This window comes from Aeromonas enteropelogenes (assembly GCF_000819845.1).
GTDB lineage: Bacteria > Pseudomonadota > Gammaproteobacteria > Enterobacterales > Aeromonadaceae > Aeromonas > Aeromonas enteropelogenes.
Window position 1 is genome coordinate 38,282 of sequence record NZ_CDCG01000017.1, and the last position, 17,287, is coordinate 55,568.

17 protein-coding genes and 1 riboswitch are annotated in these 17,287 nt (G+C 62.1%); of the genes, 9 read left to right on the forward strand and 8 right to left on the reverse strand.

The window, feature by feature from the left end; genetic code table 11:
• Positions 1-87 precede the first annotated feature (87 nt).
• The 4 genes from accD (at position 88) to BN1123_RS06635 (ending at position 3,498) form a co-directional block, all read left to right on the forward strand.
• The gene (gene accD / locus BN1123_RS06620; RefSeq protein WP_026458562.1) at positions 88-951 is read left to right on the forward strand and encodes an acetyl-CoA carboxylase, carboxyltransferase subunit beta; all 864 of its coding nucleotides are present in this window, start codon (positions 88-90) and stop codon (positions 949-951) included.
• Positions 952-953: 2 nt separating this feature from the next.
• Entirely contained in the window at positions 954-2,213 is a 1,260-nt protein-coding gene (gene folC, locus BN1123_RS06625) for a bifunctional tetrahydrofolate synthase/dihydrofolate synthase (protein ID WP_042025985.1), read from the forward strand.
• A 66-nt stretch (positions 2,214-2,279) separates the two neighbouring features.
• Positions 2,280-3,047 (forward strand): cell division protein DedD, encoded by a 768-nt coding sequence (dedD, locus tag BN1123_RS06630; protein WP_042025986.1) that lies wholly within the window; start codon positions 2,280-2,282, stop codon positions 3,045-3,047.
• Between the two features lie 133 nt (positions 3,048-3,180).
• Positions 3,181-3,498 carry a heavy metal-binding domain-containing protein gene (locus BN1123_RS06635; protein WP_042025987.1) on the forward strand — a complete coding sequence of 106 codons (318 nt, stop codon included), beginning with the start codon at positions 3,181-3,183 and terminating at the stop codon, positions 3,496-3,498.
• Positions 3,499-3,592: 94 nt separating this feature from the next.
• Here BN1123_RS06635 and BN1123_RS06640 read toward each other — a convergent pair whose 3' ends face one another.
• Entirely contained in the window at positions 3,593-5,854 is a 2,262-nt protein-coding gene (locus BN1123_RS06640) for an LTA synthase family protein (RefSeq protein ID WP_042025988.1), read from the reverse strand.
• Positions 5,855-6,109: 255 nt separating this feature from the next.
• Between BN1123_RS06640 and BN1123_RS06645 the strand changes: the two genes are divergently transcribed.
• Positions 6,110-7,195, forward strand: a complete 1,086-nt coding sequence (locus BN1123_RS06645; protein ID WP_042025990.1) for a protein kinase family protein — start codon at positions 6,110-6,112, stop codon at positions 7,193-7,195.
• Positions 7,196-7,259: 64 nt separating this feature from the next.
• On the opposite strand, the gene lysC is transcribed toward BN1123_RS06645, so the two are convergent.
• Positions 7,260-8,612 carry a lysine-sensitive aspartokinase 3 gene (gene lysC, locus BN1123_RS06650; protein ID WP_042025991.1) on the reverse strand — a complete coding sequence of 451 codons (1,353 nt, stop codon included), beginning with the start codon at positions 8,610-8,612 and terminating at the stop codon, positions 7,260-7,262.
• A gap of 89 nt (positions 8,613-8,701) precedes the next feature.
• Positions 8,702-8,925, reverse strand: a riboswitch (Lysine riboswitch).
• 107 nt (positions 8,926-9,032) lie between these two features.
• Complete coding sequence (argA, locus tag BN1123_RS06655) at positions 9,033-10,361, reverse strand: amino-acid N-acetyltransferase (RefSeq protein WP_042025993.1); 1,329 nt, start codon at positions 10,359-10,361, stop codon at positions 9,033-9,035.
• Positions 10,362-10,630: 269 nt separating this feature from the next.
• Here argA and msrA point away from each other — a divergent pair, with 269 nt between their 5' ends.
• A complete protein-coding gene (msrA, locus tag BN1123_RS06660) occupies positions 10,631-11,263 on the forward strand; it encodes a peptide-methionine (S)-S-oxide reductase MsrA (protein WP_042025994.1) in 633 nt (210 codons plus the stop codon).
• 243 nt (positions 11,264-11,506) lie between these two features.
• Here the strand turns inward: msrA and BN1123_RS06665 are convergent, their stop codons facing one another.
• The 3 genes from BN1123_RS06665 to BN1123_RS06675 are packed head-to-tail and all read right to left on the reverse strand — an operon-like array spanning position 11,507 to position 12,735.
• Complete coding sequence (locus BN1123_RS06665) at positions 11,507-11,842, reverse strand: DUF3802 family protein (protein ID WP_042025995.1); 336 nt, start codon at positions 11,840-11,842, stop codon at positions 11,507-11,509.
• 57 nt (positions 11,843-11,899) lie between these two features.
• Positions 11,900-12,376 (reverse strand): GNAT family N-acetyltransferase, encoded by a 477-nt coding sequence (locus tag BN1123_RS06670; RefSeq protein WP_042025996.1) that lies wholly within the window; start codon positions 12,374-12,376, stop codon positions 11,900-11,902.
• Positions 12,373-12,735: an MmcQ/YjbR family DNA-binding protein gene (locus BN1123_RS06675; RefSeq protein WP_042025997.1), complete on the reverse strand. Its 363-nt coding sequence runs from the start codon at positions 12,733-12,735 to the stop codon at positions 12,373-12,375. The genes BN1123_RS06670 and BN1123_RS06675 overlap by 4 nt, the downstream gene beginning before the upstream one ends.
• Positions 12,736-12,853: 118 nt before the next feature.
• Between BN1123_RS06675 and BN1123_RS06680 the strand changes: the two genes are divergently transcribed.
• Together BN1123_RS06680 and BN1123_RS06685 are read left to right on the forward strand one after the other, a co-directional pair.
• Positions 12,854-13,636: an alpha/beta fold hydrolase gene (locus BN1123_RS06680; protein WP_026456517.1), complete on the forward strand. Its 783-nt coding sequence runs from the start codon at positions 12,854-12,856 to the stop codon at positions 13,634-13,636.
• Positions 13,637-13,735: 99 nt separating this feature from the next.
• Positions 13,736-14,131, forward strand: a complete 396-nt coding sequence (locus BN1123_RS06685) for a glyoxalase superfamily protein (protein ID WP_042025998.1) — start codon at positions 13,736-13,738, stop codon at positions 14,129-14,131.
• A gap of 55 nt (positions 14,132-14,186) precedes the next feature.
• Here the strand turns inward: BN1123_RS06685 and BN1123_RS06690 are convergent, their stop codons facing one another.
• The gene (locus BN1123_RS06690; RefSeq protein WP_042025999.1) at positions 14,187-14,471 is read right to left on the reverse strand and encodes a ribbon-helix-helix domain-containing protein; all 285 of its coding nucleotides are present in this window, start codon (positions 14,469-14,471) and stop codon (positions 14,187-14,189) included.
• Between the two features lie 76 nt (positions 14,472-14,547).
• Positions 14,548-15,525, reverse strand: a complete 978-nt coding sequence (locus tag BN1123_RS06695; RefSeq protein ID WP_156130414.1) for a LysR family transcriptional regulator — start codon at positions 15,523-15,525, stop codon at positions 14,548-14,550.
• A gap of 63 nt (positions 15,526-15,588) precedes the next feature.
• Between BN1123_RS06695 and BN1123_RS06700 the strand changes: the two genes are divergently transcribed.
• A complete protein-coding gene (locus BN1123_RS06700) occupies positions 15,589-17,286 on the forward strand; it encodes an L-lactate permease (protein ID WP_042026002.1) in 1,698 nt (565 codons plus the stop codon).
• Position 17,287: the final 1 nt, after the last annotated feature.

The following is a 17,287-nucleotide window of genomic DNA, read 5'->3' on the forward strand; positions in this document are numbered from 1 at the left end:
CCGTCATTTGTTGCCATCGAGCTATTAAGTCATTGAACAACCAAGGCTCGATGCGTGTTGTCAGGCACAAAAGCATTAAGGAATTCCATGAGCTGGCTTGAGAAGATTCTTCCCAAGAGCAAGATCACTGCCCCTCGTCGTCACAACATTCCGGAAGGGGTGTGGACCAAGTGCAGTGCTTGTGAACAGGTGCTCTACCGGGCAGAACTGGAGCGCAACCTCGAAGTGTGCCCCAAGTGTGATCATCATATGCGCATCAGCGCCCGTGCCCGTCTCGAGAGCTTCCTCGACGAGCAGGATCGGACCGAAGTCGGTGCCGAGCTGGAGCCCCATGACGTACTGAAATTCAAGGATTCCAAGCGCTACAAGGATCGTTTGTCTGCCGCTCAGAAAGAGACGGGAGAGAAAGATGCGCTGGTGGTAATGAAAGGGACCCTCAAAGGGGTGCCGGTCGTTGCCTGTTCATTCGAATTCTCCTTCATCGGCGGCTCCATGTCCTCCGTGGTCGGTGCCCGTTTCGTGCGCGCCGTCGAGGAGTGCCTGAAGGATGGTCGCGGCCTGGTCTGCTTCTCTGCCTCTGGCGGTGCCCGCATGCAGGAGGCCCTGTTCTCCCTGATGCAGATGGCCAAGACCAGCGCGGCGCTGGATCGCCTCTCCAAGGCGGGCCTGCCCTATATCTCTGTATTGACCGACCCCACCATGGGTGGCGTTTCCGCCAGTCTCGCCATGCTGGGTGACGTCAACGTGGGCGAACCCAAGGCGTTGATCGGCTTTGCCGGTCCGCGAGTCATCGAGCAGACAGTGCGCGAGAAACTGCCGGAAGGCTTCCAGCGCTCCGAGTTCCTGCTGGAGAAGGGCGCCATCGATCTCATCATCGACCGTCGCGAGATGCGCAATCGTCTGGCCAGCCTGCTTGCCAAACTGATGAATACGCACGTCATCGAAGAGTAAAGATGAGCTCAAACATGCAACAACCCCAAAGCCGGTCGCTGGTCGACTGGCTTTCTTATTTGGAGCAGATCCACCCGGTCAATATCGACATGGGGCTGGATCGGGTCGGTCTCGTCGCCCGCCGGATGGAGCTCACCGAGCTGCCGTTCAAGGTGATCACGGTGGCGGGCACCAACGGCAAGGGCTCCAGCTGCGCCATGGCGGCCAGCATCCTGATGGCGGCGGGCTATAAGGTCGGCGTCTACTCTTCCCCTCATCTGCTGCGTTTCACCGAGCGGGTGCGGATCAACGGCGAAGAGCTGGCCGATAGCGATCACTGCGCCGCGTTTGCCGAAGTGGAAGCGGCCCGTGGCGAGACGGCTCTCACCTTCTTCGAGTTTGCCACCCTGGCTGGGCTCTGGCTGTTTCGCCGCGCCGCGCCGGACGTACTGCTGCTGGAAGTGGGGCTGGGCGGCCGGCTCGATGCCACCAATGTGGTGGAATCCGATGTGGCCCTGATCACCTCCATTGCGCTCGATCACTGCGACTGGCTGGGGGATACCCGGGAGGCGGTGGCGGTGGAGAAGGCAGGGGTGTATCGCGCCGGCAAACCCGCCATCAGCGGTGAGCCCAATCCACCAGCCACCATTGCCAGCGAAGCACAGCGCATCGGTGCCAATTTGCGTCAGGTCGGCATCGACTTTCGTGGTGATGAGCACGACAGCGGTTGGGATTATCACGGTCTCAACCACTGGTGCGATCTGCCCAAACCGGCCCTGCCGCTGATGAACGCGGTGACTGTGCTGGCCGCGCTGGAATCCCTTGGATTGCCGCTGCCGGAGTCTGCCATCCGCGAAGGGTTGGCGAATGCCCGCCTGGCCGGGCGGATGCAACAGCTGCAAACTGCGCCGCTGGTCATCGTCGATGTGGCCCACAATCCCCATTCGGCTGCCTATCTGGCCAGCCAGCTGCGCCAGCTCCCTTGCAAAGGCGTGCGCCGGGCCGTGGTCGGCATGCTGAAAGACAAGGACATGGCGGGATCGCTCGCCGAACTCGACGGCCTTATTGACGAGTGGCATCTGGCCAGTCTCACCGGGCCGCGGGCGGCCAGCGCCGCCCAGCTGCGCGATGCGCTGGGGGAGGGCAGAGGCCCGGCACAGACTCATGATGCCGTGGTTGACGCCTATCGGGCTGCCCTGGCTGCATCGAGTCCGGATGATATGGTCATTGTGTTTGGTTCGTTTTACACTGTCGCCGACATTTTGGCACAGGCCCCCCGCTAGGGCAGCCTCCTGCCCCCGCTTGCGGGGGCCTGCCGCGTATCGAGTTAAGTAAAGCTAGGAGTCAACTTGGCCTCGAAGTTTCAAAACCGTCTGGTGGGTACCGTCATCCTGGTGGCCTTGGTCGTCATTTTCCTGCCGGATCTGCTGGATGGGCAGAAGCTGGCGCAAAAGGAGGAGGCATTCGCCAAGATCCCGCTGCGCCCTGAACTGGAGCCCGCTCGTCCCGAACTGCAGGTTTCTGCGGCCAGCACCCTGCCTGCCGAGCATCAGGCCAGCCAGCAGCAGGCATCGGCGGCCCAGCAGTGGCAGGTGGAAGAGATCGCCGATCCCATGACCTTGGCAAACCAGGGGCAGGGCAGCGCCGCTCAGCCAACGGCACCTGCACCAGTCGAACAACCCAAACCGCAACCCAAGCCCGAAGTGGTTGCCAAGAAACCGGTCGAGCCACCCAAGCCGGTGGTCAAACCCGAGCCTGCCAAACCGGCCGAGGTGGTCAAGACGCCGCCCAAGCCACAGGCTGGCCAGATCAAATCCCTCGACGATTTGATCGAGAGCAAGATGAACACGCCGACCCAGCCAGCTCCCGCGCCGGCACAGGGCAGCTGGATCCTCCAGCTCGGGGCCTTCAAGAATGTCGATAGCGTCAATGCGCTGGTGAGCAAGCTGCGGGCGGCGGGCTATTCGGCCCACACCTCGCCGCGCACGCCGGTGCAGGGCCAGCTCAACCGGGTCTTTATCGGTCCGGATGTCTCCAAGGCCAAGCTGCAGGGGATGCAGGGACGGATTGCCCAGATGACGGGCCTCAGTGGCTCGGTCGTCTCCTACAATCCGTAACGCCAGCCAACGACAAACACACCGCGCCCCGTGCGCGGTGTGTTTTTATCCGCCAGTGTGCGGCTGGCGTGCGGGTTGGGATTTGCGGCCACTTGGGGTAGGCTGGCTCCTTCGTTACCTGCAGGAGTACAAGATGATCCTCTCCACCACCCCCACTCTGGAAGGCAAGAGCATACGTGAATATCGCGGCATCGTGGTTGGCGAAGCCATTCTCGGGGCCAACGTCTTCAAGGATCTGTTCGCCGGGATCCGCGACATCATTGGCGGCCGCTCCGGTGCCTATGAAAAGGAGCTGGCCCGGGCCCGGGAGATAGCGTTCGATGAGCTCAAGGAGCGCGCCGCGGCGCTCGGCGCCAACGCCGTGGTCGGGATCGATATCGATTACGAAGTGGTGGGCCAGAGTGGCAGCATGCTGATGGTGAGCATCAGCGGTACCGCCGTGGTGGTGTAAGCCAGTGATGCTCCAGTCAATGCCGGAGCAATAGCTCGCCGTTTTATGAAAGAGGCCGCAACTGCGGCCTCTTGTGTATTCAGCTGAAGGAGACTCAGGGCAAGGCGTCTGACCGGAAGCTGGCACGGATCTGGGGCACCAGGGGGGAGACCTCGAACCCCTTCTCTTCTCCCAGTACCGGGTGGAGCAGGGGCCGGTCGGTGATGGGGGTGGTGTCCCCCGCCAGTAGCTGGCGGGTGGCCAGGCCCATCTGGTAAAGCTGGCGCACCGGGGCAAACTGCTGGGCCAGCGACAAGGGATCGTCGGCCCTAGCAAAGGCCATCATGGGGATCTGGTAGCTGGCATCGCGCGGCGGCTTGTCGCCGTGAATACCCTTGCCCGCTGACATCAGGAAGGGCTGGTGATCGCCAAAAGCCACCACCAGATAGCGCTTGCCCGATTGATCCAGGGTCTTGATCAGCCGCTCCAGGGATGCCATGGCATCCACCACCCCGGTGTAGTAGGTGTTGAGCAGCTGTTTGTCTGACTCGCTCTGGGTCGGGCAGGCGCCATTGAGTTCCTGTCCCTGATAGCGGGGGCCATCGAAGGGGCCGTGCCCCTGCATGGTGACCGCATAGGCAAACAGGGGTTGGCTGTCCTGCTCGCTGCGCTTGAGCAGATGGTCGATCAGCGCATCATCCGAGATATAGAGTCCCTTGTGCTCCAGGGTGGTGAAGCGGGTATCGAACCAGCGCTCTTCGTAGCCAAGGGCCGGAATGGCCTTGGCGCGGCCCCAGAACTTCTCCATATAGGGGTGGGCGAACAGGGTCTTGTAACCGCTTTGCCTGGCGCTTTGGGCCAGCCCGGGCACCTGCTCCGAGAGGTAATAGTAGGGCACCACCCCCTGTTTGAGCAGGCCCACCGGCAGACCGGTATTCATCTCGAACTCCGCCAGCACCGTCATGCCCCCTGTGGTGGGGGAGTGGATGGTCTTGCGCCACTGCTGCACGCTGGCGGGCAGGTGCAAGGTGGGGGCAGGGGCGCAGATCCGTCCCTGCCAGTCGAGCATCAGTGATTCATATTGCAACACGATCACCAGATCCCAGCGCGGCGCGATTCCTTGGGGAGGGTGGCTCAACTGCGGCGTCAGCTCGTTGATCTGCAGCGGATAGCGAAACACGCTGCCGCTTTGCAGCATCTCGTCCACCAGGTTGAACAGATAGAGGCCCGGGCCGGAGCGGATGATGTCCCTGTGATAGTTGACCGCCCTGTCCACGTAGCGAATGTTGGCTCCCAGCAGCTTGTTGCCGGTCTGGGTGGCGAATACGCACAGGGCAAAAAATGCGGCGGTGGCGGCGGCGGTGCGCAGCACCCAGCGTGACAGGGCGAAGCGCCAGCACAGAAACAGCGCCAGCAAAGTGGCCAATATCGGCAGCACCGGGTGCTGATCGAGCAGGATCCGCACCAGGGCCAGCAGGTTGCCAAGATCATCCCCGCCAAGGGGCACCCCGTAGATGGCAATCTTCATGAAGTTGGCCAAGAGGCCGATGCCGGAGAGGGCGGTGAAGACCAGCCCCATATAGAGGTTGAACCCCGCCAGGGCGCACAGGCCCCAACCCAGCACCATGCTGGCCCAGGCCAGATAGTAGTGTTCCGGTCGAAAACCCGACCAGAGCAGAAATTCCCCCAGCTTGAACACCACGAAGCCGTGCAGCAGCACGAAGGTGAGATTGCCGAGCAGCAGGCTGCCGAGCACCCGCCAGCGCATGTTGCGCCTGAGTCTGGGCATCAGTACCCTGAGCACGACGGCGCTCAAGGTCAGCACCAGCACCAGGCTGGTGAACAGATAGGTGAGATTGAATCCCCGTTCTGGCAGGGTTTGCAGGATCTGGCTGAACTCGGCGCTCTCGGGACGGTCTGCCAGCAGCAGGCCGATGCGCAGCTGATAGCGGCTGGCGAGGGCATCGTCCGGTGCCCGCAAGGTACTGTTGAGGTCAAGGGTGCAGCGGGCCTCTCGGCAACGCTGACGCTTGTCGACCCGCTGGCTCAGCTGGTCGATCCGCTCCCCCTTGTCATTGAGCAGTTCGACGCGCACCCTGTCCTCGGGTTGCAGCGGTTTGAGCAGTTGCCACTGGCTGCGCACCACCAGATAGAGGCCACGGCTGTCGCTTTTATAGAGCAGCGAGTGGCGGGTGAGGGTGGCCAGGGGCTGATCGGCGGGCCCCAGCACCAGCGGTTGGGCACGGCCGAGCCAGCTGCCCGGATTGATGAGGGGCAACACCAGGGTAAACAGCAGCAGTGCGCACAGCAGGGCGAGCAACAGGGTGGGCAGACTCAGGATGCGGCCCGTCGGGCGACCTGAGGAGGAGACGTTCATATGAGCTCGTCCTTTGAGCGAGTGAGAAAGAAAGCGTGTATCCGCATACTGTTTGACCCGATGGTGCTGACCTTGTTCCTGCTTGTCAATTTAATGACGGCTTGATGAATATTGGGTGACGATACATCCCTGCAAATTGTGATCCTGATCGAGAGGCGGCACGGATTCTGTGATGAAAGCGTCATCATGATGTTTTGCCGCTGGTTTGGGGAGAGTGGGCTGTTTAGTCTCTCAATAGAGCCGGGAGGTACATATATGAATCCTAAAGTGATGGCGCGTCAGGCCAGATTGCTACGCATGCTGGAGAGCAAGGAGGAGGTGCGGATCGGGCGCGAGCGCGATTGCCCGCTGCCCGTGGGGCAACTGGTCAATCTCAAGGAGACGCATCCCGCCGTGCTCAAGGTTTATCGCCATGGCCTGACGGCCGAGGTGTTCCACCTCAAGGTTGATGGCCATCACTGGTGCCTGAAGCGGCGCCGCCAGGATTCACTGGTTGCCAATCTCGATGGCAAGACCGCCTTTCTGACCGAGCTGGAGCGCCGCCGGGAAATAGAAGCGCTGCGCGAGCTCCATCCCACTATTCTCTCCCACGTGGTCTGCACCAGCTATGGCTCGGCCCGGGCCGGCATCCTGGTCTCTCCCTGGCTGCGTGGCGTGCCGGTGCATAGCCTCAACGAGCGCAATCTGGCCCAGATGCTGGAGGTGGAGGGGGAGCTGGCCCGCTGGGGCTGGTTTGACTGGGATCCGAGCCCCGGCAACCTGCTCGATGACGGCGAGCAGATCAGCGTCTTCGATTTTGGCTACATGTGGACCTTCGATCCCCGCTTCGAATACAACTCCAACGGGCTGGTCGACCCCCAGTTTCATGTGCCGGAGCGGCTGGAGACTCGCACCCTCTCAGGGCTCTGGCTCGATGAGCCCGATCCCTTGCCACAGTTTCGCTACTGGCGCGAGCTTTGTCTTGCCTGGGTGAAGCAGGAGATCCTCCATCTCGGCCGCCAGGGGGCGAGCGCCCCCGTGCTGGCACGGCTGCATGCCCTGCAGGGGGAGTGGAGCGCGGCGCTGGCCAGTGACGAGGCGCTTGTCGCCAACTGGTGGCGCGACATGTATCGCAGCCACAAGCTCGATGTAGCGGACGATCTGAGCGGCCAGAGCTGCGGCCCGCTCACCCTGCGCCGTCTCGACTGGCTGGAGCAGGCGGTCACCGATCACTATCCCCTGCTGGTGGATAACTTGCCTGGGCAGGAGGAGGGCACCAGCCGGGATGATATGCTGGCACGCTTGCAGCGACAGCGCCGCGAGGCCATGGCCTGCCAGCTGCCGGTGGCGACGCCGGCCTGAAACAGGGTCAACCGTGAAGACAAAAAAGAGGGCACCCCGGGGTGCCCTCTGCTATGAAAGCTGCTTAATCCAGCAGCTCCTGATGGAGGCAGTTGACTATGTTGCCGGCGTCCGATTCCTGTACCAGGAAGCAGAGGTTGTGGGCGCTGGCGCCGTAGCAGATCATCCGGATGTTGTGATCCCGCAGGGTCGAGAAGACCTGACTGCCGACCCCGTTCACCTCGCTCATGCGGTTACCGATGAGGGCTACCAGAGCAAGCCCCGTCTCCACTTCCACCTTGCACAGTTGCCCCAGCTCCGCCAGCACCTTGTCACTCAAGACGGGCTCGCCGTTGCTCTGGCTGCCGGTGTGATCCAGGGTGAGCGACACGCTCACCTCCGAGGTGGTGATGAGATCCACCGAGATGCGGTGGCGGGCCAGGATGCCAAACACCTCGGCCAGAAAGCCATAGGCGTGGAACATGTTGAGGCTGTGCAGGGTCACCAGCACTTGGTTGCGGCGCAGGGCCACGGCGCGAAACAGCGGGCTCGAATCCGTGCTGGAGCGGATCCAGGTCCCCCCTGCCGCCGGATCCTTGCTGGAGCCGACAAACACCGGAATGTTCTGGCGCACCGCAGGTTGCAGGGTCGCCGGATGCAGCACCTTGGCACCGAAGGTGGCCATCTCGGCCGCCTCGACGAAGCTGATCTCCGGGATGGGACGGGCACGGGTGACCAGACGCGGATCCGTGGTGTAGATACCGGGCACGTCGGTCCAGATCTCTATGCTGCCAGCGTCCAGCGCCTCGGCGAGCAGGGCTGCGCTGTAATCGGAGCCGCCCCGGCCCAGGGTGGTGGTGCGACCGTCGCCATCGGCGCCGATGAAGCCCTGGGTGATGATGAGGGTGTCCCCGAGCATGGGGGCCAGGGCTTGCTGGCAGAGGGTGCGGGTGACAGCGATATCCACAGTGGCCTTGCCAAAGCGACTGTCGGTGCGCATCAGCTGGCGCACATCCTGCCAGTGGGCCTTGACGCCGCGCTGGTGCAACAGCTCGGTAAAGAGGCGGGTGGAGATGAGCTCACCACAGGCGATGAGGCGATCGGCCAGCTCGGCGTCGGTCTGCTGGCTGGCCTGGCGCGCCATGGTGCGGATCTCGCCAAGCTGGGCCCGGATGAACTCGCTCACGTCGTTCGGGTGGCCCAGATCGGCCAAAATGGCGTGCTGGATCTCCGCCAGCTTGCCCAGTTGCGCCTCCTGGCCCGCCTCATCCAGCTCGCCCTGGGCCAGCGCTACCAAGAGATTGGTGACGCCGGCGCTGGCGCTCAGCACCACCACCCGGGTCGTGGGGTTGGCCAGCACGATATTGGCGCAGTTGTTCATGGCCGCGGCGTTGGCGACACTGGTTCCGCCAAACTTGGCGACATTGATCGGGCTCATTGCGTACTCCTGTCTTAATATAAAAATCCGGTTCCATCGGGCAAAAAGAGAGGAGGAGGCTGAAAATGGCAGGAATGATCGAAGCTATCCCGGCCAGAAGCACTCCATCCGCAGAGCCCATCCCGTACCCGCCCTGTGAGAGCGCGGTGGGGGATGACCACTACCGATGACAACCCGGGGGATTCAGCCCCCGCAGCCGACAGCGAGGCATCCAGTTACCTCGTCCATCTCGGCGCTGCTCCCCCTGACCCAAGTTCACCGGACTCTGGCGTCCTCCCTTGGGCTGCCTGGGCAGCGCTCCTCTTCTGGCTCCACCGTGGCGGTGGAGTACAATTAGAAATAACCTGCGTTGGATTACACTGTCAATCGAGTTTGTGAAAAAGTTCAAATTAGTCTTCAACCAAACGCATAATCAACAAGTTACGCAATGCTCTTTGACAAAACCTTGGAGCGGCGCTGCCAGTTGTAGAGGCGCTGGCGCGCCACCGGCAGCTCTTCCACCTCCAGCGGCTCGAAACCCCGTTCCCGGAACCAGTGGATGGAGCGGGTGGTGAGCACGAACAGGCTGCGGATCCCGAGGCGCTTGGCCCGCTCGGCCACCTTGGCCACCAGCTGATCCCCGCGATTGGAGTTGCGGTAGTCGGGGTGGATGGCGACGCAGGCCATCTCGGCCATCGCCTCCTCGTGGAAGCAGTAGAGGGCAGCGCAGCCGATGATGAGGCCATCGCGATCTATGATGGTGAACTTGTCGATCTCCATCTCCAGCTGCTCGCGGGAGCGGCGTACCAGGATCCCTTCCTCCTCCAGCGGGCGGATGAGGTCGAGAATGCCGCCGATATCCTCTATGGTGGCGGCGCGGGCCTGTTCGGCGCTTTCGCGCACTATCTGGGTACCGAGACCGTCGCGGCTGAACAGCTCCTGCAGCATGGCGCCGTCCTCCTTGTAGCTCACCAGGTGGGAGCGGGGCACGCCGCCACGGCAGGAGGCAATCGCCGAGCGCAGATAACGGGCGGTGCCGGACATCTCGGCCCCCGCCTGCTCCAGCTCAACCAATAGTTCCTCGGCCTGCTCGGGGAAGAGCTCCGAGATGGCCTCACCGTGTCTGTCCATCACCCCCTGGGTGCTGCTAAAACAGATGAGCTTGTCCGCTTTCAAATCCACTGCCACCCGGCGCGCCACCTCTTCGGAGCTGAGGTTAAAGCTCTCGCCGGTGACCGAGCAGCCGATGGGGGAAATAAGCACCAGGCTTTTCTGATCCAGCTGGCGGGAGATCCCCTCCACGTCGATGCGGCGTACCCGGCCGCTGTGGCAAAAATCGATGCCATCATCCACCCCGAGCGGCTGGGCGGTGACGAAGTTGCCGCTCACCACGCTGATGCGGGCCCCCTGCATGGGGGTGTTGGCCAGCCCCATGGAGAGCTGGGCCGTGATGTCGTATTGCAGGCCGCCGCACACCTGTTTGATGAGGGCGAAGCTCTCGTCATCGGTGACCCGGGTGCGCTTGTGGTACTGGGCATCGATGCCGGCGCGGGCCAGTGCCTCGTCATTTTGCGGACGTGAACCGAACACCAGCACCAGGCGTATCCCTAAGGTCTGCAGCAGGGCGATATCGCTGACGATATTGGCAAAGTTGGGGTGGGCGATGGCCTCGCCCCCGATCATCAAGACAAAGGTGGCACCCCGATGCACGTTGACGTAGGGGGTGGATTGCCGGAAAGCATTGACCAGACTGGGTTCGCGTTCACGCACTTGAGGGATCTTCCATAAAAAAACAGCGATTCGCTCAATATATGAAAATAAATTCACAAATCAAGACTAAATATTGATTTGTGGGGTTTCTGGTCCCGCCGTTGTTTCCCTTGTTCAGCTGTCTTGGCGGCTGGTGTAGAGGAGGGGAGTGAGCCATCACTGGATTATGCAGGGGAGCTCTGGTTGATCCGGGGCGATAAACTGTTATCTTCGATATTCCTTTTCGTCAGCTGTGCGATGACACAGGGTTTTATACAAGGACAGGGTTCATGGAACAGATTATTTCGCCGGCAAATGCGCTGCCGGGCCGCCGCGAGGCGATGGTGATTGGCCAGCAACATGCGGTGAACGGTCACCCGACTCAGGGCCCCTGGCCTGAAGGGATGGAGATCGCCTGGTTTGGCATGGGGTGCTTCTGGGGTGTCGAGCGTCTGTTCTGGCAGCAGCCGGGAGTCTATTCCACTGCCGCTGGCTATCAGGGCGGGTTGACCCCCAATCCCACCTATAAAGAGGTCTGCAGCGGCCTGACCGGCCACGCCGAGACGGTGCAGGTGGTGTTTGATCCCAAGGTGATTAGCTACGGCGACCTGCTCAAGCTCTTTTGGGAGCAGCATGACCCGGCCCAGGGGATGCGCCAGGGGGGCGATATCGGTACCCAGTACCGGTCGGTCATCTTCCATGGTGACGAGAGCCAGCAGGCCATTGCCCAGCAGAGCCTGGCAGCGTTCCAGCAGGCCATGGTGGCTAGCGGCGACAGTCGCGCCATTACCACCCGCATCCTGCCCTATGCTCCCTTTTATTACGCCGAGGATTATCACCAGCAGTACCTGGAGAAGAATCCGGATGGCTATTGTGGACTGGGGGGAATTGGGGTGTGCCTGCCGCCGTCGCTCAACCGTTGAGGCGAGCGGTAGCTGGTTTTTAAAAAAAGTAAAAATATAAGATCAAAGTCTGGAACTTACTGCGACGACCGCTGACTAACTGATTAGCGTCCAGGGATCGGATGCAAAGTCCAGACACATTTCATGCCTTGAGAACCACTCGATAAGTGAACGGTCGGGTGGGTTGAAAATGATAGCAAGCAGGGCTGCCTGACAAGGCGGCCCTTTTCATTTTCTGGCGAAGGAGAGTGGAACAGGCGCGGATCAGGCGATCGCACTGTCAAACAGGTTCTTGATGAGATCGATGAACTCTTCGAGGAAGGCTTGCTGTTCCGGGGTCGGGGCGCGCAGCCAGACGGCCGAGAGTACCTCTTCCAGATCCGCTACCACGGCATCCGCTTCCTGCATGATGAGGAAACGCACCTTGGGATCGAGCTCGGGATGCTGCTCGCAGATGGCCATCAGGTTGCTGGCCACACGGCCGCTGACCAGATCCTCGATGGTCTCGCCCCCTTCACTCTGTTGTTGGGTCTCGAACAGTCCCAAACGCTCTACCAGATACTCGATCAGCGAGATATAGCCATCACTTTCTACCACCATGGGTGCAGCCTCAATACAGTAACAATGCGAAAATCAGGCGTATTTTAGTGGCTTGACCTAGCTTGGCAAGCGGCAGAACAGGCGATATCGGGTAAAACTGACCCCGCCACGCTCCACACACTCCATCCCGGTCAGGGTAAAACCATGTCGTAAAAATAGCCCATAACTGAAGGCGCTGGCTTCGGTGGTCACCGCTTTGAGCCCGAGCAGGGGGGCGTTTGCCAACGCAGTGGTCAGCAGCAGGTTGCCAAGTCCCTGGCGCTGATGCTCGGCGCTCACATAAAGAAGGCTCAGCTGTCCGTCCTGGCTCAAGGTGACGAAACCCAGGGGCGTGTCGCCCCAGCAGGCGACCCAGCCGTGGTGCTCGCGAAGCTGATTGGCAAAGCCGGGATGATGGGCACCCAAAGCCCACTGCTCTACCTGCTCCGGGCTGTAGTGTTCGGGGCCTGTGCGGCGCACCGTCTGTTCGAACAGGGTGATGAGGGCGGGGATATGCTGCTCGCCCAGCGGGACGATATGAAGTTGCGACGTCATGACTTGGCCTGAGGAGCCTGCGGGCGTTTTGCCTTGGGCAAGCCGGCGACGACCCTTTCATAGGAGTGGTGCACCCAGCCCTGCCAGAGATCCTCCGCCAGGGTGTCGCTCAGGGTGACCGTGTTCCAGTGCTGTTTGTTCATGTGCCAGCCCGGTTTGACCTCGGGGTGGAGTTCTCGCAGCAGCAGAGCCAGTTCGGGCTCGCACTTGAGGTTGATGGTGAGGGGCTCCGCCTGCCAGTCCACCAGCGCAAACATCTTGCCGGCGATGCGGTAGACCAGGATCTCCGGACCAAAGGGCGTGTCTTCGGTGGCGCCCGGCAGGGTGAGCAGAAACTGGCGCAAGTGAGTCAGATCCATGGTGGGTTCTCGCGTAAGGGGTGATCCTGGTCATGGTTTGCGCATATCTATCAGGGGCTTGCTTCTGTTACTATGCGCGCTGCCGAGTATACCCCCCATCACAGAAGGAGCCCATTGGATGTTGTACCACAAGACCTTCGAGCTGGGTCCCGAACGGGATTGGGTGGTGTTCGTGCACGGGGCGGGCGGCAGCTCTTCCATCTGGTTCAGACAGCTGCGCGCCTATCGCGAGCATTTCAACGTGCTGCTGCTGGATCTGCGCGGCCACGGTCAGTCCCACAAGCTGCAGCAGGTGATCCAGGGCCACTACAGCTTTCGCGCCGTGACCGAGGACATCGTTCGTCTGCTCGATCATCTGAATATCCGCCGCGCCCACTTCGTCGGCATCTCTCTCGGTACCATCCTTATTCGCCATCTGGCGGAGCTCTGCCCCGAGCGGGTCAAGAGCATGGTGCTGGGGGGCGCCATCCTGCGCCTCGACATCCGCTCCCGGGTGCTGGTGCAGCTCGGTCGCCTCGGCCAGCATATCCTGCCCTACATGTGGCTCTACCGATTGTTCGCCTTCATCATCATGCCGCGCCAGCATCATCAGGAGTCCCGCAATCTCTTCGTGCGCGAGGCCCGCAAGCTCTGCCAGAAAGAGTTCAAGCGCTGGTTTCGCCTCGCCACCGAGGTTAATCCCCTGATGCGCTATTTCCGCGAGCGCGCCCTGCCCATTCCCACCCTCTATGTGATGGGGGAGGAGGATCACATGTTCCTGGCGCCGGTGCGCGAACAGGTGGCCCGCGATGCCAGCGCCTCCCTGATGGTGATCGAGCAGTGCGGTCATGTCTGCAACGTGGAGCAGCCCGAGCAGTTCAACCGCACCACCCTGGCCTTTCTCACCGCCCAGCGCCCCTGAATCGGGCGCCTTGCGGTTGCCGGCCGCTGTGGTACTCAGCTACTACCCGGCGCGCCGTGCGCTTCGCTACCCTGTGGCTCCCATTGATAAGGAGCCAACATGACCAAACTCATCCACACCATGATCCGGGTTCGCGATCTGGATGCCTCCACCGGTTTTTACCGCGATGCCCTCGAGCTGGAAGTGCGGGATCACTTCCCCTTCGACGGCTTCTCCCTCACCTATCTTGCCAATGCAAAGAGCGGCTTCGAGCTTGAGCTCACCCACAATCACGGGCAGACCGAGCCCTACAGCCACGGCAGCGGCTACGGCCATCTGGCGGTAGCGGTGGAGGATATAGAGGCGGCGCATCAACGGTTGACGGCGCTTGGGCTCACGCCGGCACCGGTCAAGGGGATGGAGCACGAGGGCAACCTGCTGGCCCGGTTCTTCTTCGTGACCGATCCCGATGGCTACAAGATTGAATTTATCGAGCGCGGCGGGCGCTTCGCCTGATGCTGAACTGGCAGGATGTACTTGGCGGCCAGAGGGAGATCCTCTGGCCGTTTTTTCAGGCGGCGTTCCGAGCGGTCGCGGGGTTGGATTCGAGATAGATAAGGCAGGAGCAGCGCAGCAGGGAGGCAAAGTTGCCCATCTCCATGCCGTTGCCCTGCGCCTCCTGGTAGAGCTCGGAGAGAAACTGCCCCATGGAGCGCCCCTGGGCGTGGCAGAGCTGCTCGAGAATATCCCAGAACTTGTTTTCCAGCCGGATGCTGGTGCTATGGCCACAGATCCGCACCGAGCGGGTGGTGCTGGTGTAGTTGTAGGGATCCTGGCCGGAGAAAACGGTGCACATGGGGCGCCTCCTGGGTAAACGGGGAGGCCATGGTAAGCAAGGCCTCCCGTCAGGTCAAAGTTGCCAACCCGTTCGCTCACACGAAGTAGTGGGCAATGTCGAGGTAACGCTGGCGGATATGCTCGATGAGCAGCCTTATCTTGCGCGGTGGCTGGCGGGTGAAGGGGTAGACGGCGTAGATGCCGAGCTTCTTGCCCACCCGGTCCGGAAACAAATCTACCAGCTCGCCGTTCATCAGGTCGTGATAGACGAGACAGCGCGGCACATAGACGATGCCGCGCCCCCCCAGCGCCGCCTTGCGCAGGGCCCCCGCGTTGTCGGTGCAAAAGCTCCCCGACACCGACAGCAGATAGTCCCCCTGTTCCCCCTTGAAGGCCCACTCCGAGGCCCCCGTGCTCTGGTAGGCGTAGCGCAGGCAGTTGTGGGTGAGCAAGTCTGATGGCTCGCGCGGCGCCCCGAAGCGGCGCACATAGGCGGGGGCGGCGCAGATCACCCACTGGGAATCGAGGATGTGGCGGGCAATCAGGCTCGAGTCATCCAGATAGCCGGTGCGAATGACCAGATCGAACCCCTCTTCCACCAGGTTGACGAAGCGGTTGTCCAGCGACATCTCCACCGTGAGCCCGGGGTGCTGCTGGCAAAAATCGGCCACGGCGTCGGCGAGCAAGAGCTCCCCCGAGATGGTGGGCACCGACATCCGCACATGACCGCTCACCTTTTCACCGAATCCTGCCACCGCATCGAAGGCGTCCAGTGCGGCGGCCTTCACATTTTTGGCACCCTGATAGAGCTCCTTGCCCGCCTCGCTCAAGGTGAGCCGGCGGGTGGTGCGATAGAGCAGCTGCACCCCGAGCTCTTCCTCCAGGCGCCCAATCCGCTTGCTAACCACTGAATTTGTCAGGGAATTTTGTTCGGCTACCTTGCTGAAGGAGCCGGCCTCCACCACCTGGGCGAAGAGAATGAGGTCGTCGGTACTGGCCATATTTGTCGATTTTAGGAATGAATGTTGTTCATTATTTCCATATATCGCGAAAAAGGAACAGGGTAAGGTCACGTTCGTTTAACAAAACAACAACAAGGTGCGCCCGTCGCACGACCTCTGGACAAGGATGCAATGATGACAGACACCCTGTTGGCCCTGGTGGCCTTCTCGCCGATCGTGGTGGCCGCCGTGCTGCTGGTCGGCCTCAACTGGCCCGCCAAGCGCGCCATGCCCATCGCCTTTATCCTGACCGTATTCATCGCCCTGTGGGGCTGGCAGATGAGCCCGACCCGGGTGCTCGCCTCCAGCCTGCAGGGGCTTATCATCACGGTGACCGTGCTCTGGATAGTGTTCGGCGCCATCCTGATGCTCAACACTCTCAAACACACCGGCGCCATCAGCGCCATTCGCGGAGGCTTTACCAACATCTCGTCGGACCGGCGCATCCAGGCCATCATCATCGCCTGGTGCTTCGGCGCCTTTATCGAGGGAGCCTCGGGCTTTGGCACCCCGGCCGCCATCGCCGCCCCCCTGCTGGTGGCCATCGGCTTCCCGGCGCTGGCCGCCGTGCTGCTCGGCATGATGATCCAGTCCACCCCGGTATCCTTCGGTGCGGTGGGCACCCCCATCCTGGTGGGCATCAACAAGGGGTTGGATAACCAGGCCATCGGCCACACCCTGAGCGCTGGTGGCAGCAGCTGGGACATCTACCTGCAGCAGGTGACCACCAACGTGGCCCTCATTCACGCCACCGTCGGCACCCTGATGCCGGTGCTGATGGTGATGATGCTGACCCGCTTCTTCGGCCGCAATCGCAGCTGGACCGAGGGGCTCTCCATCCTGCCGTTCGCGATTTTCGCCGGACTCGCCTTCACCGTGCCTTATGCCCTGACCGGCATGCTGCTCGGCCCCGAGTTCCCGTCCCTCATCGGCGGCCTGGTGGGGCTGGCCCTGGTGGTGACGGCGGCGCGCCACGGTTTTCTGGTGCCCAAGAACACCTGGGATTTCGCTCCCGAGAAAGAGTGGCCCGCCGAGTGGCTGGGATCCCTCAAGCTCGATCTCAAAGAGGCCGCCGGCCGCCCCATGTCCCTGCTGCTGGCCTGGCTCCCCTATGTGGCGCTGGCGCTCCTGCTGGTGGCGAGCCGGGTGAGCCCGGAGTTCAAGGCGAGCCTGTTGTCGGTGAGCCTCGCCTTCACCGATCTGCTGGGAGAGAAGGGGGTCAGCGCCTCCATTGAGCCGCTCTACCTGCCGGGGGGCCTGCTGGTGCTCTGCGCCCTGCTCGCCACCCTCATTCAGGCCCGCGCCCTGGCGCCCCTCGGCCGCGCCGTGAGCGAGTCGAGCCGCACCCTGATCGGCGCCGGCTTCGTGCTGATTTTCACCGTGCCCATGGTGCGCATCTTCATCAACTCCGGCGTCAACGGGGCGGATCTCGCCAGCATGCCGGTGACCACCGCCAACTTTGCCGCCGGGCTGGTGGGGGAGTTTTTCCCGGCCCTGAGCGCCACTATCGGCGCGCTGGGGGCCTTTATCGCCGGCTCCAACACGGTGTCGAACATGATGTTCAGCCAGTTCCAGTTCGAGGTGGCCCAGACCCTCGGCGTCTCCACCGCCGCCATGCTGGCGCTGCAGGCGGTCGGTGCGGCGGCTGGCAACATGATTGCCATCCACAACGTGGTGGCGGCCTCGGCTACTGTGGGCCTCTTGGGCCGCGAGGGGGCGACGCTGCGCAAGACGGCGCTGCCGACCCTCTACTACCTGCTGGCCACCGGCCTTATCGGTTTGGCGCTCATGTACAGCTTCCACGTCTCGGACGCACTGCTGCAGTTGAAGTAAA

Excerpts from the sequence above, each read along its gene's own strand:
- accD (WP_026458562.1), top strand. The coding sequence starts at position 88 with ATGAGCTGGCTTGAGAAGATTCTTCCCAAGAGCAAGATCACTGCCCCT.
- folC (WP_042025985.1), top strand. The coding sequence starts at position 954 with ATGAGCTCAAACATGCAACAACCCCAAAGCCGGTCGCTGGTCGACTGG.
- BN1123_RS06635 (WP_042025987.1), top strand. The coding sequence starts at position 3,181 with ATGATCCTCTCCACCACCCCCACTCTGGAAGGCAAGAGCATACGTGAA.
- BN1123_RS06640 (WP_042025988.1), bottom strand. The coding sequence starts at position 5,854 with ATGAACGTCTCCTCCTCAGGTCGCCCGACGGGCCGCATCCTGAGTCTG.
- BN1123_RS06645 (WP_042025990.1), top strand. The coding sequence starts at position 6,110 with ATGAATCCTAAAGTGATGGCGCGTCAGGCCAGATTGCTACGCATGCTG.
- lysC (WP_042025991.1), bottom strand. The coding sequence starts at position 8,612 with ATGAGCCCGATCAATGTCGCCAAGTTTGGCGGAACCAGTGTCGCCAAC.
- msrA (WP_042025994.1), top strand. The coding sequence starts at position 10,631 with ATGGAACAGATTATTTCGCCGGCAAATGCGCTGCCGGGCCGCCGCGAG.
- BN1123_RS06665 (WP_042025995.1), bottom strand. The coding sequence starts at position 11,842 with ATGGTGGTAGAAAGTGATGGCTATATCTCGCTGATCGAGTATCTGGTA.
- BN1123_RS06670 (WP_042025996.1), bottom strand. The coding sequence starts at position 12,376 with ATGACGTCGCAACTTCATATCGTCCCGCTGGGCGAGCAGCATATCCCC.
- BN1123_RS06675 (WP_042025997.1), bottom strand. The coding sequence starts at position 12,735 with ATGGATCTGACTCACTTGCGCCAGTTTCTGCTCACCCTGCCGGGCGCC.
- BN1123_RS06680 (WP_026456517.1), top strand. The coding sequence starts at position 12,854 with ATGTTGTACCACAAGACCTTCGAGCTGGGTCCCGAACGGGATTGGGTG.
- BN1123_RS06685 (WP_042025998.1), top strand. The coding sequence starts at position 13,736 with ATGACCAAACTCATCCACACCATGATCCGGGTTCGCGATCTGGATGCC.
- BN1123_RS06690 (WP_042025999.1), bottom strand. The coding sequence starts at position 14,471 with ATGTGCACCGTTTTCTCCGGCCAGGATCCCTACAACTACACCAGCACC.
- BN1123_RS06700 (WP_042026002.1), top strand. The coding sequence starts at position 15,589 with ATGACAGACACCCTGTTGGCCCTGGTGGCCTTCTCGCCGATCGTGGTG.